Source organism: Streptomyces sp. NPDC043996 (assembly GCF_056435225.1).
The window spans coordinates 1-14,219 of sequence record NZ_JBWKEY010000017.1 but is presented as its reverse complement, the minus strand read 5'-3'; the positions used below and the strand labels follow the sequence as shown (position 1 = coordinate 14,219).

The following is a 14,219-nucleotide window of genomic DNA, read 5'->3' as shown; positions in this document are numbered from 1 at the left end:
TTCGGGGGTTCAAGCCCGTCCGGCGTTTGAGGACGAGCCGCGAAGCGGCGATGAGGGGGGTCCAGGGGGCGAAGCCCCCGGCTCGGGACGGGGCGGGTTAGGGGAACACCCCCGGTCACGTCACCGCCGCCCCCATCACCACGAACCCGCAGATCAGCACGAACAGGATCACGAGCAGCGGCCACACGAACCGCAGATACCGGTCGTAGCCGACCTTCGCCAGCGCCACCCCGCCGATCGTCACCGCCGTCGTCGGGACCCACAGGTTCATCCACCCGCTGGCCGCCGCCCACGCCGTCACCACGACCGACCGGGACACCCCGGCGAAGTCGGCGAGCGGCGCGAGGATCGGCATGGCGAGCGTGGCGTGCCCGGACGTGGAGGGGATGAGGAAGGCGAGCGGCAGGTTCACCACGAACACGATCACCGCGAACACCCCGGACGACGTGCCCTTGACCACGCCCTCGATAGAGTGCAGCACCGTGTCGGTGACCTGCGAGTTGTTCATGATGACCGTGACGCCACGGGCCAGCACGATCACCAGCGCCGGCGAGATGAAGTCGGCGGCTCCCTGGATCACGGTGGCGCTGAGCTTCTGCTCCCCCATCCGCGCGACCAGGCCCACGAGCACCGCCGCGCACAGGAACAGGGCCGCGAGCTGCGGGAAGGACCAGCCCAGTTCGAAGCCGTACGGCTTGGCGTCCGCGTCGCCGGTGAGCGCGCTGGACCAGGGCACCACCGAGAAGATCATGAAGGCGAAGACCAGGGCGACCACGCCGAGGAGCACCTTGTGCAGCCCGGTCAGCTCGGGCACCTCGCCCGTGTCGGCGGCCGTCTGCTCCCGGTCGCCCGGCAGGAAGCCGCTGAGGGAACGCTCCGGGTCCCGCTGGACGCGCCGCGCGTACCGGATGACGTACAGGACCGTCACCCCGGTGAGCACCACCCACATCGCGAACCGCAGCACGATCCCGTCGCCCAGCGAGATGTCCGCCGCCGAGGAGGCCACGCCCGTGGCGAACGGGTTGACCGTCGAGCACAGCACCCCGACGCCCGCGCCCAGGATGATCGCGCCGACGGCGGTCATGCGGTCGTAGCCGAGCGCCAGCATCAGCGGCACGATCAGGCCGTAGAAGCCGAGCGTCTCCTCCGCGAAGCCCTCGACCGTGCCGAGCACGGAGAAGACCACCATGACGCCCGCGATGAGCAGCGCGCCGCGCTCGCGCAGCCGGTGGGCGAGGCGGCCGATGCCCCGGTCGAGGGCCCCGGTGGCGAACACGACGGTGATGAACGCGCCGATCGCGAGGACGAACAGGAACACCCCCGCGCTGCCGTACAGGTCCCCGGACAGATCCGGGCCGACCTGCCCGGACGCGGTGTCCTGGATGCCGTACAGACCGTTGACCGGCGCGAGGAACAGGTCGTTGAGGCGGTCGGTGAAGGACTGCTCGCCGGGGACGCGGTGGTAGCTGCCCTGGACCGGGGCGCCCTTGTCGTTGCGGTCGTAGGCGCCCGAGGGGATCAGGAACGCGAGCAGCCACACCGCGACGGTGACCACGGCCAGGACGGTCAGCGCGCTGGGGAAGGTGAACTTCCGTTTGGTGGGCGGCTCTTCGGTGCCGGGTGCGGCGGCGCTCATGACCGGCCCCCGCCCTGGAAGCCGGCCGCGTACTCCCGTACGAAGGCGCCCATGGCCACGACGGTGTTGCGCAGTTCGGAGAGCAGCACGCGCTCGTTGGGGGCGTGCAGGTTGCACATGCTGTCCTGCGCGCCGAACAGCAGCACCTCCGCGCCGGGCGCGGCCTGGGCGAGCCCGTTGACCAGCGGGATCGACCCGCCCGTCGCCACGTACGAGGCGTCCTTCCCCCAGGCCTCCTTGAGGGCGGCGAGCGCGGCGCGGTAGGCGGGGCCGCCGGTGGTGGCCTCGTAGCCGGGTCCCGTGTCGCCGGGGGTCACGGTCAGCGGGACGCCGAAGGGTCTGAGCGAGCGCAGGTGCGCCACCAGCGCGTCGCGGGCCTCCCGCGGGTCCTGCCGGGGGTGGAAGCGCAGGTTCAGCTTGGCGCGGGCGTGCGGTACGACCGCCGACGCGGCGTGCTCGACGCCGGGCGCGTCCAGGCCGATCACGGTGATCGCGGGCCCGCTCCACAGCCGCTCGCCGAGGCCGCCGCTGCCGATGAGCGGCACGCCGTCGCGGACGCCCGCGAGGTCGCGGAACTCCTCTTCCGTGTAAGAGGTCCCGGTCCACTCCTCGCGGCGCAGCCCCTCCACGGCGACGTCGCCGTGGACGTCGTGGAGGGTGGCGAGGGCCTTGAGCAGGACGAGCAGCGCGTCGGGCGCGGCACCGCCGAACTCGCCGCTGTGGCGCGGCTCGTCGAGGGTGCGGACCTCGACGACGACCTCGGCGGCGCCGCGCAGTCCGGTGGTGAGGGTCGGGGTGCCGGGGCGCAGGTTGCCGAGGTCGGCGATCACCATGGCGTCGCAGGCGAAGCGCTCGGGGTCGGTCGGCGGATAGCCGTCGAAGTCGCTGCCGTACTCCTCCTGCCCCTCGACGACGATCTTCACGCCGACGGGCGGTCGGCCCCGGTAGGCGCGGAGCATGCCCAGGTGGGCGATGACGTTGGACTTGTCGTCGGCGATGCCGCGGGCCCGCAGCGCGCCGCCGTCCCCGATCGGCGTGGGCTCGAACGGCGGCGACTTCCAGAGCGCCTCGTCGCCGGGCGGCTGCACGTCGTAGTGGCCGTAGAGCAGGACGGTGGGGGCCGCCGGGTCCGGCGGCGGGATCTCCCCGTAGACGACCGGGGCGGTGCCGGGCAGCTCCACGCGTTCGACGGTGGGCACTCCGGCGTCCCGCAGCAGCCCGGCGACCAGGTCGTGGGCCTCCTCCACGGGCCCGGCCGGGTACCCGGGGAAGGCGACGGACGGGATCGAGGCGAGCCGTACGAGGTCGGCGCGCAAGCCGTCCATCAGGCCGTCGACCGTGGTGGCGAGCTCTTCGGGCGTCATGGGCAGCACCTCTTGTGCGTGGTTTGCCGTAATAGGCCCGAATTATCGGCCGTGGTGGCGCGCGGATTCCGGACGGCTCGCCGGGCGTCCGGCGTGCCCGCGCGGATGCCGCATTAAGGTCGGAGCATGGCTTCGGAGACTGCGGGAGGGGACGCGACGGGCGCTGCCGTGCGCGTCGACAGCTGGATCTGGTCGGTACGCCTGGTCAAGAGCCGCTCGATGGGCTCCGCGGCCTGCAAGGGCGGCCATGTGCGGGTCAACGGGGAGCGCGTGAAGCCCGCGCACGCGGTGAAGCCCGGCGACGAGGTGCGGCTGCGGCAGGCCGGGGGCCGCGAGCGGATCGTCGTCGTCAAGCGCGTCATCCGCAAGCGGGTCGGCGCGCCGGTCGCCGTCGAGTGCTACGTGGACAACAGTCCGCCCCCGCCGCCGCGCGAGGCGACGGCCCCCGCCGGGATCCGCGACCGCGGCACCGGGCGCCCCACGAAGCGCGACCGGCGCGAGCTCGAGCGGCTGCGGGGCCTGCCAGGCCTCGCGGCAGCGGCCCGGCAAGCGCTGGAGGACGAGCCCGAGGGCCACTAGGGCCCTCCCCGGCGGCCGCGGGCACGGCGGCACTACAGCGGGAACCAGCCGTGCCCCACGTACCAGTGCCCGCCCGCCCGCAGATGGTCGACGACCGCCCGCTCCACCCGGGTGCGGCGCGGAAGGCCGGCCACCGGCAGGTCCCGGTCGCCGAAGACGAAGCCGATCGGGACGGTGTCGTCGGGCTCCTCGTCGCCGTACGTCGTGGCCTGCCGGAAGCGGTCCTGGAAGCGCGCGATGTTGGAGTCCGCGGGCAGGTACCGCCGCAGCTGCGGGTCGAGCAGCCACGAGTGGCACACCACGACCTCGTAGCGCTCGTCGGGGTAGTGCCGCGGGAAGAACTCGCGGGCGAGCGCCACCGAGCGGTCGCACGCCTCGGGCGACAGCGGGCCGTGGAAGTCGGGGACGTGCAGGCTTAAAGACGGGGCCCCGGCGCCGAGCGGGAGCCCGGCGCGGGCCAGGGCCTCGCCCATGCGCGCGCCGAGCCGGGCGCGCTGGAACTGCAACCGCCCCAACTGGTAGAGCTCGCCCCGGAAGTGCAGCGCGTTCCAGCCCGGCACCGGCACGCCCCGGGCGCCGTGCCCCCTGCGGTGCACCGCCAGGTGCCGGCCGAGATCGGCGAGGGTGCGCCGCGCCGTCGCCTCGGGTATGCCGTGACGGCGGTGGTGGGCGCGGACGTGGGGCAGCGCGGCGACGAACACGTACACGTAGAAGCAGCTGCCGAGTTCGCCGAGCTCTTCGGGCAGGACCGGCATCCGGGGCTGCTTCCCCGGCTCCCCGAGGTCCCGTACGAGCGCGGCGACGCACCGCTCGAGGAGGAGGCGCGTGTCGTCGTGGTCCTGGACCCGCGCGCGCAGGGCGACGAGCGCGTTGATGTCCTCGTGGGGCACCGCCAGGTCCAGGAGGATCTCCGCCAGCGCGTCGGCGTCCGGCAGGACCACCTCCACGGGCCCGTCGCCCGCCTCGCTCGCGTCTTCCAGGTCCTGCAGCCACGCGGCGAGCCCCTCGTCACTCTCCGCCGCGGCCCGCAGCACGTCCAGCACGGCCCCACCCACCCCTCGGTCGCCCCTTCCGCTCCGCCCGCGCCGGGTGGACCCTGGAAGGAGGAGATGACGTCCGATGCGCACAGGCAGTGAACCGGTGACGGCACGGAGTCCCTTGCGCATGCGCTTCTGGTTCAGCGTATGGGGCTTGGTCTGGGCCACCTTCGGCACGGTCGCGTTCGCGCTCGCCGGGCGCCCCACCTGGGCCGCGGCGTGCGCCGTGCTGTGGCTCGTGGTCATCGTGGACATGGCCCTTGTCGTGCGCCACATCCGTCAGGGCCCGCACTACCAGCCGGGCCGCGACGTGCCCCCGTACGAGCCGCCGAAGGGCTGAGCGCCCCGGGATGCCGCGAGGGGGCGGGTGCTCACGCGCCGTCGGCGCCCGTGTCGTCGAAACGGGCCGCCGCCAGGTACTCGGGCTGCGGGTCGAGCGCCGCCGCGAGTCTGAAGTGGCGCCGGGCCTGGTCGGGCCGCCGGGCGCGCTCATAGGTGCGGGCGAGCGCGAAGTGCGCGAACGCGTTGTCCGGCTCGCGCTCCAGGACGATGCTGAACTCCAGCTCGGCGGCCCGCAGTTGCGCGGACGCGAAGAACGCGCGGGCCCGCAGCAGCCGCGCCGCCGTGTTCTCCGGGTGCGCGGCGATGACCGCGTCGAGCAGCTTCACCGCGCCTCGCGGGTCCCGCGCGGCCAGCAGGTGCTCCGCCGCGCGGAAGTCGATGACGTGACTCTCAGGGCTGCTTTCGGGCACGACAGAACTCCTTCCCTCACTCCCTGGGTCAACACACATGGAGATCCCGGGTATTCCGCCCGAGGCCCCCTCACCCGGTCAGCGCCAGCGCGAGCCCCACCACCACGAGCGCCGCGCCCGCCCCCACGAACCACCAGTCGATGCCGCGCCGCTCGGCGCCGAGCACGACGACCTCCCGGGGGTCCTGCGCGTCGTACGCGATCCGGACCCGCTCCCCCGCGGGCAGGGGCCGCCGCCGGTTCGCCGGCACCGGGGAGACGATCTCCACGACCTGCCCGTCCGCCGTCTCGAACTGCAGCGTCGGCCGGTCGGCCCCCGGCCGCACCGCCTTCACGAGCGCCTCCGCGAGCTGCCCCGCCTCGGTGATGCGCCGGGTGTGCTGCAGCCCGTACGCGCCCGCGAGCAGCGCGACGAGTCCGCCCAGAGCGGTGAACGCCGCCAGTACGACCACAGTGCCGCCCCTCCCCGCGCCCGCGCGCCTAGGCCGTCCGCGCCCGTTCCTCCAGGTCCCGCCAGACGGCGGCGACCCGGTCGGTGAGGTCCGTGAGCGGTCCGTCGTTGTCGATCACGATGTCGGCGATCGCGAGCCGCTTCTCGCGGGTGGCCTGGGCGGCCATGCGGGCGCGCGCGTCGTCCTCGCTCATGCCGCGCTGGCCTACCAGGCGGTCGAGCTGGGTCTCGGGGCTCGTGTCGACGACGATCACGAGGTCGTACAGCGGCGCGAGGCCGTTCTCGGTGAGCAGCGGCACGTCGTGCACGACGACGGCGTCGGGGGCCGCGGCCCGCTCAAGGTCGGCCGAGCGCGCGCCGACGAGCGGGTGCACGATCGCGTTGAGGGCGGCCAGCTTCCCGGCGTCGGCGAAGACGATCGCGCCGAGCTTCGGCCGGTCCAGGGAGCCGTCCGCGGCGAGGACGTCCTCGCCGAAGGTCTCGACGATCCGGGCGAGCCCGTCCGTACCGGGCTCCACCACGTCCCGCGCGATGCGGTCGGCGTCGATCAGGACGGCCCCGGCCGCGACGAGCAGCCGGGACACCTCGCTCTTGCCGGCGCCGATACCGCCGGTCAAACCCACCTTCAGCATGACCGGCAGCTTAGGCCCTGCCCTCAGCCGTCGCCTTCCCGCTCCGCGAGGAAGCGCTCGAATTCACGGCCGATCTCGTCCGCGGACGGGATCTCCACGGGCTCGGCGAGCATGTTGCCCCGCGACTCGGCGCCCGCCGCGGCGTCGTACTGGTGCTCAAGTCCCTGGACGAGCGCGACGAGTTCCTCGTCGCCCTCCTGGATCTGGCGGTCGATCTCGGTCTGGGTGCGGTGGGCCTCGGTGCGCAGCGTGTGGGCCACGCCGGGCAGCACCAGGCCGGTGGCGGCGGTGATGGCCTCCAGGACGGTCAGGGCCGCGTCCGGGTACGAGGAGCGCGCCACGTAGTGCGGGACGTGGGCGGCGACGCCGAGCACGTCGTGCCCGGCCGCCGAGAGGCGGTACTCGACCAGGGCCTCCGCGCTGCCCGGCACCTGGGCCTCGTCGAAGGGGCTGGCGTGGCCGGGCACCAGGTCGGTGCGGTTGCCGTGCGGGGTCAGGCCGACGGGGCGCGTGTGCGGGACGCCCATGGGGATGCCGTGGAAGTTCACCGAGAGGCGCACGCCGAGCCGTTCGACGATCTCCTTGACGGCCGCGGCGAAGCGCTCCCACTCGATGTCCGGCTCGGGCCCGGAGAGCAGAAGGAAGGGCGCGCCGGTGGCGTCCTGGAGCAGCCGCACGTCCAAGGTGGGCTCCTCGTACGAGCTCCACTGGTCGCGGCGGAAGGTCAGCAGCGGGCGCCGGGCCCGGTAGTCGACGAGCCGGTCGTGGTCGAAGCGGGCCACGACCTGCCCGGGGAGGCTGTCGACGAGCCGCTCGACGACCTGGTCGCCGGTCTCGCCCGCGTCGATGTAGCCGTCGAAGTGGTAGAGCATGACAAGGCCGGCCGACTCCTGGGCGAGCGCCATGTCGACGACCGCGAGCCCCTTCGGCTCCCACGCGTACAAACCCTGCGGATCTAGCACAGTGACCGCTCCTCCTCGTGTTCATAGAGCAGAACGCCCCCTGGAGGACGGGCATTCCCCGCCGCGCCCGATTCACAGGACCGGCCGGGCCGCCGCCCGCGCACCCCGCCACCGCGTTCTCATCCATGAACTGCCGTGGCACGACGGCGAGTTCACACCATCCACTCGCCCTTACCGCCGCGTTCGCGTGACCCCCGGTCCAGACCTTGACGCGCACATGCCCCACCTCTACCGTCTCGGTTCAGCAAGCTGTTCACCATGACGTCTCATATTCATGTACGAGAACCGCCTTAGCTCCGACGGAAGGGATCCCCCCATGCGCACGCGCTCCCTGCTCGTCCCCGTACTGGCCGCCCTCACCACGGCGGGCGGTCTCGCCCTGACCGCGCCCGCCTCCGCGACGGCGCCCGCCGACACCATCGAGGTCTCGACGGCCGCCGAGCTGAAGGCGGCCCTCGGCTCGGCGTCCCCGGGCGACACGATCCACCTCGCCGACGGCACGTACTCCGGGAACTTCACGACCACGATCGCCGCGGGCTCCGGCTCCCGGATCACCCTCACCGGCTCCTCGAAGGCCGTCCTCAAAGCGGGCGGCGGCTACGGCCTGCACCTCAACGGCGCCTCGTACTGGACGGTCAAGGGCGTCACCGTCACCGGCGGCCAGAAGGGCATCATGATCGACTCCGCCCGCGGGGTGGTGGTGGACGGCGTGACAGTCCACGGCCTGGACATGGAAGGCGTGCACTTCCGCAAGACGAGCCCCGACGGCGTCATCAAGAACTCGCGGATCCACGACACCGGCAACGACGACCGGGGCATGGGCGAGGGCATCTACGTGGGCTCCGCGAACACCCTCTCCGACCGGAGTGACAACGTACAGATCCTGAACAACGTCATCGGCCCGGACGTCGGCGGTGAGGCCATCGACCTCAAGGAGGGCACGAAGGGCGGCCGGGTCGTGGGCAACACCTTCGACGGCAGGGGCCTGACGGGCAACAACTACGACGACTCATGGGTCGACGTGAAGGGCAACGGCTACGTCATCGAGGGCAACACCGGCAAGAACACCACGAACAACGGCTTCGAGACGCACACCCAGCAGTCCGGCTGGGGCTGCGGCACGGTCTTCCGCGGCAACACCTCGGACCTGACGGGCGCCACGGGCGACAAGCAGCTGGCGATCAACGTGACGAACCAGAGCGGGTCCTGTCGGACGACGGTCCACGCGAGCAACACGGTGCGGGGCGGCAAGGGCCTGACGAACGTTCCGGTCACCCCGTAACAGCGCCCCGAAGGGGCGCGGGGAACCGCCCGCCCAACCCCCACGGCCCGCGGACGGAAAACGCACGGCGGGCCGCACCCCAGTCGGGGTGCGGCCCGCCGTTTCAGCTAGCGGTAGCTAGGAGCTCAGCTCTGGCCACCCGCGAGCTTCTCGCGAAGCGCGGCGAGCGCCTCGTCCGAAGCCAGCGCGCCAGAGGTGTCCGCACCCTCGGAGGAGTACGAACCGCCGCCGCCACCGGACGCGGCCGGAGCCGCAGCCGCGGCGTCGCCGCCCTCGGCCGCCGCCTGGGCGTCGGCCTCGCGGGACTTGATGACCTGGGCCTGGTGCTGCTCGAAGCGCGTCTGCGCCTCGGCGTACTGGGTCTCCCACGCCTCGCGCTGGGCGTCGAAGCCCTCCAGCCAGTCGTTGGTCTCCGGGTCGAAGCCCTCGGGGTAGATGTAGTTGCCCTGGTCGTCGTAGGACGCGGCCATGCCGTACAGGGTCGGGTCGAACTCGACCGACGCCGGGTCGGCACCGAAGGACTCGTTGGCCTGCTTCAGGGACAGCGAGATCCGGCGACGCTCGAGGTCGATGTCGATGACCTTGACGAAGATCTCGTCGTTGACCTGGACGACCTGCTCCGGGATCTCCACGTGGCGCTCGGCCAGCTCGGAGATGTGGACCAGACCCTCGATGCCCTCGTCCACGCGGACGAACGCACCGAACGGAACCAGCTTCGTGACCTTGCCGGGCACGACCTGGCCGATCTGGTGGGTGCGGGCGAACTGCTGCCACGGGTCTTCCTGGGTCGCCTTGAGCGACAGGGAGACGCGCTCGCGGTCCATGTCGACGTCCAGGACCTCGACCGTGACCTCCTGGCCGACCTCGACGACCTCGGAGGGGTGGTCGATGTGCTTCCAGGAGAGCTCGGAGACGTGGACGAGACCGTCGACGCCGCCGAGGTCCACGAACGCACCGAAGTTGACGATCGAGGAAACGACGCCGGAGCGGACCTGGCCCTTCTGCAGGGTCGTGAGGAAGGTCTGGCGGACCTCGCTCTGGGTCTGCTCGAGCCAGGCACGGCGGGACAGGACCACGTTGTTGCGGTTCTTGTCCAGCTCGATGATCTTGGCCTCGAGCTCCTTGCCCACGTAGGGCTGGAGGTCGCGGACGCGGCGCATCTCGACGAGGGAAGCCGGCAGGAAGCCACGGAGGCCGATGTCGAGGATGAGACCACCCTTGACGACCTCGATGACGGTACCGGTGACGATCCCGTCTTCTTCCTTGATCTTCTCGATGGTGCCCCAGGCACGCTCGTACTGGGCGCGCTTCTTCGAGAGGATCAGGCGACCTTCCTTGTCCTCCTTCTGGAGAACAAGGGCCTCGATCTCGTCACCGACGGCGACGACCTCGTTCGGGTCGACGTCGTGCTTGATGGAGAGCTCGCGGCTCGGGATGACGCCTTCGGTCTTGTAACCGATGTCGAGCAGGACCTCGTCCCGGTCGACCTTCACGATGACGCCGTCGACGATGTCGCCGTCGTTGAAGTACTTGATCGTCTCGTCGATCGCGGCGAGGAAGGCTTCCTCGTTACCGATGTCGTTGACCGCAACCTGCGGGGTGGTGGCGGTGGTCTCGGTGCTGCTCGTCATGTGGGAAAGGGCTCCGGTACGGACATTGAAGTCGTAGGTACTGCTTACGCCGGAGCCCGTTTCGCTCTGCCGAAGGCCGGACAGCTCAGGAGGCGCTGGATTCCGGGGTTCCCGAAGGAGACGGAAGCGCCTCGATAACCGAGGGGACATACAACAGACGCGAGCGCAGCCTGCTATGTCTGAGGAACGCAAGCTCGCAGCGCAACTTGTAGCATACGGGGGCTGTCCGACAGGGTCAATGCGCGAAGGCGCACACCCGGGGCGGATCGCCGCATACCCGGCACAAAACCAGTTACATGAGGCCACAAGGGCCGCAGCGCGCTCTGCCGCGACGCCTTCGGACGGCGGCCCGGACAGGGCTTCGCACAGTACCGACGAGGGAGCCGACCATCCAAGAGCCGCACGCACCCGAACCCGAGGCCACCCGACGTGACGCCGATGTCACTGAGAGTGTGCGCGCCAATCGTGGCTGGTGGGACAGGAACGCCGACGACTACCAGGTCGAGCACGGCACCTTCCTCGGCGACGACCGCTTCGTGTGGGGCCCCGAGGGCCTGGACGAGGTCGAGGCGGAGCTGCTCGGCCCGGCCGAGGACCTCAAGGGCAAGGACGTCCTGGAGATCGGCGCGGGCGCGGCCCAGTGCTCGCGCTGGCTGGCCGGACAGGGCGCGCGGCCCGTGGCCCTCGACCTGTCCCACCGCCAGCTCCAGCACGCGCTGCGGATCGACGGGGGCCGGGTGCCGCTGGTGGAGGCGGACGCGGGCGCGCTGCCCTTCGCGGACGGCTCCTTCGACCTGGCCTGCTCCGCCTACGGGGCGCTGCCGTTCGTGGCAGACCCGGTGCGGGTGCTGCGCGAGGTGCGCCGGGTGCTGCGCCCCGGCGGCCGGTTCGTGTTCTCCGTGACGCACCCGATCCGCTGGGCCTTCCCCGACGAGCCGGGCCCCGAGGGCCTCTCGGTCGCCGCCTCGTACTTCGACCGCACCCCGTACGTCGAGCAGGACGACACCGGCCGGGCCGTGTACGTCGAGCACCACCGCACGCTCGGCGACCGGGTCCGGGACGTCGTCGCGAGCGGCCTGCGCCTGGTGGACCTGGTGGAGCCGGAGTGGCCCGCGTGGAACACCCAGGAGTGGGGCGGCTGGTCCCCGCTGCGCGGGAACCTGATCCCGGGAACCGCGATCTTCCTGTGCGAGCGGGACTGACGTTTCCCGGGGGCGCGGCGGGCGGCCGCCGCGCCCGTACGACACTGGGGGCGTGATCCGTGACGACGCTGGCGGCGCGATCCGTGACGCCGCCCTGAACCTGCCCGTGCGCGAGGCGCTGCCCGCGCTGCGCGCCGCCCTTGAGGGGCCGGGCGCCGCCGTGCTGTGCGCGCCGCCCGGCACGGGCAAGACCACCCTGGTGCCGCTGGCCCTCGCGGGCCTCACCGGCGGTGGCGGTCCGGTACGCCGCGTGGTCGTCGCCGAGCCCCGGCGCATCGCGGCCCGCGCCGCCGCACGGCGGATGGCGTGGCTGCTCGGCGAGAAGGCCGGCGGGACCGTCGGCTACACGGTGCGCGGCGAGCGCGTGGTGGGCCCGCACACGCGCGTGGAGGTCGTCACGACCGGCGTCCTGCTCCAGCGCCTCCAGCGCGACCAGGAGCTCGCGGGCGTGGACGTCGTCATCCTCGACGAGTGCCACGAGCGGCACCTGGACGCGGACACCGTGGCGGCCTTCCTGATCGACGTGCGCGAAGCGCTGCGCCCGGAGCTGAAGCTGGTCGCGGCGTCCGCGACGACGGACGCGGAGGGCTGGGCCCGGGTCCTCGGGAACGCCCCGGTGGTGGAGGCCGCGGGCGTCGCGCACCCCGTGGAGGTGGTGTGGGCGCCGCCGACGGCGCCGGTGCGGCCGCCCCACGGCCTGCGCGTGGACCCCGCGCTGCTCAGCCACGTCGCGGCGGTGGTGCGGCGGGCGCTGCGGGAGCGCGCGGGCGACGTGCTGTGCTTCCTGCCGGGCGTCGGCGAGATCGGCCGCGTGGCCGGGCAGCTGTCCGGCCTGGCGGACGTCGAGGTCCTCCAGGTGCACGGGCGCGCCCCGGCCGAGGTGCAGGACGCGGTCCTCGCGGGCGGCGAGCGGCGGCGCGTGGTCCTGGCGACGGCGGTGGCCGAGTCGTCCCTGACGGTTCCGGGGGTGCGGGTCGTGGTCGACGCCGGTCTCGCGCGGGAGCCGCGCGTGGACCACGCGCGGGGCCTGAGCTCCCTGACGACGGTACGGGCCTCGCAGGCGGCGGGGCGGCAGCGGGCGGGACGTGCGGGGCGTGAGGCGCCGGGCGCGGTGTACCGGTGCTGGGCACAGGCGGAGGACGCGCGCCTGCCCCGCTTCCCCGCCCCCGAGATCAAGGTCGCCGACCTGACGGCGTTCGCCCTCCAGGCGGCCTGCTGGGGCGACCCCGGCGCCAGTGGGCTCGCGCTGCTCGACCCGCCGCCCGGCGGCGCCATGGCGGCCGCGCGCGAGGTCCTGACGGCCGTCGGGGCGGTGGACGCGGGCACGGGCCGGGCGACGGAGCGGGGCCTTCGCCTGTCCCGGGTGGGCGTGCATCCGCGGCTCGCGCGGGCCCTCCTGGACGCCGCGCCGCGGATCGGCCCGCGGCGGGCCGCGGAGGCCGTCGCGCTCCTGAGCGAGGAGCCGCCCCGGGAGTACGGGGACGACCTGGCGGCGGCCCTGCGCGGCGCGCGGCGCGGCGACGACGGGTACGGGGCGCGCTGGCGGGCGGAGGTACGGCGCCTGACCTCGGCGGCACAGGCCGCTTCCGAAGGCCCCGGCGCCCCGGCGGCGGGCACCGGAGACGACGCCGCCGTCGGGCTCGTGGCCGCCCTCGCCTTCCCCGAGCGGGTGGCACGGCGCGCGGCGGACGGGACGTATCTGATGGCGGGCGGCACCCGGGCCGAGGCGGGGCCGGGGTCCGGGCTCGGCGGGGCGCCCTGGGTGGCCGTCGCGGTGGCCGACAGGCCCATCGGCGCGGGGCACGCGCGCGTGCGGCTCGGCGCGGTCGTCGACGAGGACACCGCGCGCGCCGCCGCCTCCGCCCTGCACACGGAGGGCGACGAGGTCGCCTGGGCGGAGGGGGACGTGGTCGCCCGGCACGTGGAGCGGCTCGGCGCGGTGGAGCTCGCGGTGCGCCCGCTGCGGAACCCCGACCCCCGGCTCGTACGGGAAGCGCTGCTCGACGGCCTGAGGCGGGAGGGGGTGGCGCTGTTGCGCTGGAGCAGGGACGCCGCCGCGCTGCGGGACCGGCTCGCGTTCCTGCGGCTGCACCTGGGCGAGCCGTGGCCCGACGTGTCCGACGCGGCGCTGCTCGCCGCTCCCGACGCCTGGCTGGAACCGGAGCTCGGCCGGGCCCGGCGCCGCGCGGACCTGGCCCGGATCGAGGCCGGGCAGGCGCTGACGCGGCTCCTGCCGTGGGCGGGCGGCGAGGCGGCCCGCCTGGACGCGCTCGCGCCGGAGCGCGTGGAGGTGCCCAGCGGCTCCCGGATCCGGGTGGACTACACCGATCCGGAGCGGCCGGTTCTGGCCGTGAAGGTGCAGGAGATGTTCGGGCTCGACGACACGCCCCGGGTGGCGGGGGTGCCGCTGCTCGTCCATCTGCTGTCGCCCGCGGGACGCCCGGCGGCCGTCACCGCCGACCTGGCGTCGTTCTGGCGCGACGGCTACCGCTCGGTGCGCGCGGAGCTGCGCGGCCGCTATCCCAAGCACCCGTGGCCCGAGGATCCGGCGACGGCCGCGCCGACCCGGCACACCAAGGCACGGCAGGCCCGCGAGGCCTAGGAGTTGTCGTCAAAGTGTCACGCCCACATCAGGAGTGATGCGAGGGTGACGGCTGCTGTGTAGGACTGGGCGGTCTTGTCGTACCTGGTG

Annotated in this window: 13 protein-coding genes; 5 read left to right on the top strand and 8 right to left on the bottom strand. The window is 73.3% G+C overall.

Annotation, left to right across the window (positions count from 1 at the left end; genetic code table 11):
* Window positions 1-115: 115 nt before the first annotated feature.
* Window positions 116-1,636: a YfcC family protein gene (locus AC07A4_RS35055; RefSeq protein ID WP_478606811.1), complete on the bottom strand. Its 1,521-nt coding sequence runs from the start codon at window positions 1,634-1,636 to the stop codon at window positions 116-118.
* Window positions 1,633-3,000 carry a M20/M25/M40 family metallo-hydrolase gene (locus AC07A4_RS35050; protein WP_478606809.1) on the bottom strand — a complete coding sequence of 456 codons (1,368 nt, stop codon included), beginning with the start codon at window positions 2,998-3,000 and terminating at the stop codon, window positions 1,633-1,635. Before AC07A4_RS35050 ends, AC07A4_RS35055 begins: the two co-directional genes overlap by 4 nt.
* A 126-nt stretch (window positions 3,001-3,126) precedes the next feature.
* On the opposite strand from AC07A4_RS35050, the gene AC07A4_RS35045 reads away from it, so the two are divergent.
* Complete coding sequence (locus AC07A4_RS35045; RefSeq protein ID WP_478606807.1) at window positions 3,127-3,579, top strand: RNA-binding S4 domain-containing protein; 453 nt, start codon at window positions 3,127-3,129, stop codon at window positions 3,577-3,579.
* A gap of 32 nt (window positions 3,580-3,611) precedes the next feature.
* On the opposite strand, the gene AC07A4_RS35040 is transcribed toward AC07A4_RS35045, so the two are convergent.
* The gene (locus AC07A4_RS35040; protein ID WP_478607321.1) at window positions 3,612-4,568 is read right to left on the bottom strand and encodes an acyltransferase domain-containing protein; all 957 of its coding nucleotides are present in this window, start codon (window positions 4,566-4,568) and stop codon (window positions 3,612-3,614) included.
* Between the two features lie 130 nt (window positions 4,569-4,698).
* Between AC07A4_RS35040 and AC07A4_RS35035 the strand changes: the two genes are divergently transcribed.
* A complete protein-coding gene (locus AC07A4_RS35035) occupies window positions 4,699-4,956 on the top strand; it encodes a DUF6343 family protein (RefSeq protein ID WP_478606804.1) in 258 nt (85 codons plus the stop codon).
* A 31-nt stretch (window positions 4,957-4,987) separates the two neighbouring features.
* Here the strand turns inward: AC07A4_RS35035 and AC07A4_RS35030 are convergent, their stop codons facing one another.
* The 4 genes from AC07A4_RS35030 to AC07A4_RS35015 all read right to left on the bottom strand — a co-directional run bounded on the left by AC07A4_RS35030 (window position 4,988) and on the right by AC07A4_RS35015 (window position 7,412).
* Window positions 4,988-5,368, bottom strand: a complete 381-nt coding sequence (locus tag AC07A4_RS35030) for a tetratricopeptide repeat protein (protein ID WP_478606802.1) — start codon at window positions 5,366-5,368, stop codon at window positions 4,988-4,990.
* Window positions 5,369-5,438: 70 nt separating this feature from the next.
* A complete protein-coding gene (locus AC07A4_RS35025; protein ID WP_478606799.1) occupies window positions 5,439-5,819 on the bottom strand; it encodes a DUF3592 domain-containing protein in 381 nt (126 codons plus the stop codon).
* A gap of 28 nt (window positions 5,820-5,847) precedes the next feature.
* Window positions 5,848-6,450, bottom strand: coding sequence for a dephospho-CoA kinase (coaE, locus tag AC07A4_RS35020; RefSeq protein ID WP_478606797.1), 603 nt, complete (start codon window positions 6,448-6,450; stop codon window positions 5,848-5,850).
* A 23-nt stretch (window positions 6,451-6,473) separates the two neighbouring features.
* A complete protein-coding gene (locus AC07A4_RS35015; RefSeq protein ID WP_478606794.1) occupies window positions 6,474-7,412 on the bottom strand; it encodes a PAC2 family protein in 939 nt (312 codons plus the stop codon).
* 316 nt (window positions 7,413-7,728) lie between these two features.
* Between AC07A4_RS35015 and AC07A4_RS35010 the strand changes: the two genes are divergently transcribed.
* Window positions 7,729-8,694: a right-handed parallel beta-helix repeat-containing protein gene (locus tag AC07A4_RS35010; RefSeq protein ID WP_478606791.1), complete on the top strand. Its 966-nt coding sequence runs from the start codon at window positions 7,729-7,731 to the stop codon at window positions 8,692-8,694.
* A gap of 125 nt (window positions 8,695-8,819) precedes the next feature.
* On the opposite strand, the gene rpsA is transcribed toward AC07A4_RS35010, so the two are convergent.
* Window positions 8,820-10,325 carry a 30S ribosomal protein S1 gene (rpsA, locus tag AC07A4_RS35005; protein WP_478606788.1) on the bottom strand — a complete coding sequence of 502 codons (1,506 nt, stop codon included), beginning with the start codon at window positions 10,323-10,325 and terminating at the stop codon, window positions 8,820-8,822.
* Between the two features lie 452 nt (window positions 10,326-10,777).
* Between rpsA and AC07A4_RS35000 the strand changes: the two genes are divergently transcribed.
* Both AC07A4_RS35000 and hrpB read left to right on the top strand, forming a co-directional pair.
* A complete protein-coding gene (locus AC07A4_RS35000) occupies window positions 10,778-11,527 on the top strand; it encodes a class I SAM-dependent methyltransferase (protein WP_478606786.1) in 750 nt (249 codons plus the stop codon).
* Between the two features lie 52 nt (window positions 11,528-11,579).
* Window positions 11,580-14,129 carry an ATP-dependent helicase HrpB gene (gene hrpB, locus AC07A4_RS34995; RefSeq protein WP_478606783.1) on the top strand — a complete coding sequence of 850 codons (2,550 nt, stop codon included), beginning with the start codon at window positions 11,580-11,582 and terminating at the stop codon, window positions 14,127-14,129.
* Window positions 14,130-14,219: the final 90 nt, after the last annotated feature.

What these genes read in the sequence shown, in the direction of transcription:
- AC07A4_RS35045 (WP_478606807.1), top strand. Translation starts at nt 3,127, where the DNA reads ATGGCTTCGGAGACTGCGGGAGGGGACGCGACGGGCGCTGCCGTGCGC.
- coaE (WP_478606797.1), bottom strand. Translation starts at nt 6,450, where the DNA reads ATGCTGAAGGTGGGTTTGACCGGCGGTATCGGCGCCGGCAAGAGCGAG.
- AC07A4_RS35055 (WP_478606811.1), bottom strand. Translation starts at nt 1,636, where the DNA reads ATGAGCGCCGCCGCACCCGGCACCGAAGAGCCGCCCACCAAACGGAAG.
- rpsA (WP_478606788.1), bottom strand. Translation starts at nt 10,325, where the DNA reads ATGACGAGCAGCACCGAGACCACCGCCACCACCCCGCAGGTTGCGGTC.
- AC07A4_RS35050 (WP_478606809.1), bottom strand. Translation starts at nt 3,000, where the DNA reads ATGACGCCCGAAGAGCTCGCCACCACGGTCGACGGCCTGATGGACGGC.
- AC07A4_RS35010 (WP_478606791.1), top strand. Translation starts at nt 7,729, where the DNA reads ATGCGCACGCGCTCCCTGCTCGTCCCCGTACTGGCCGCCCTCACCACG.
- AC07A4_RS35035 (WP_478606804.1), top strand. Translation starts at nt 4,699, where the DNA reads ATGCGCACAGGCAGTGAACCGGTGACGGCACGGAGTCCCTTGCGCATG.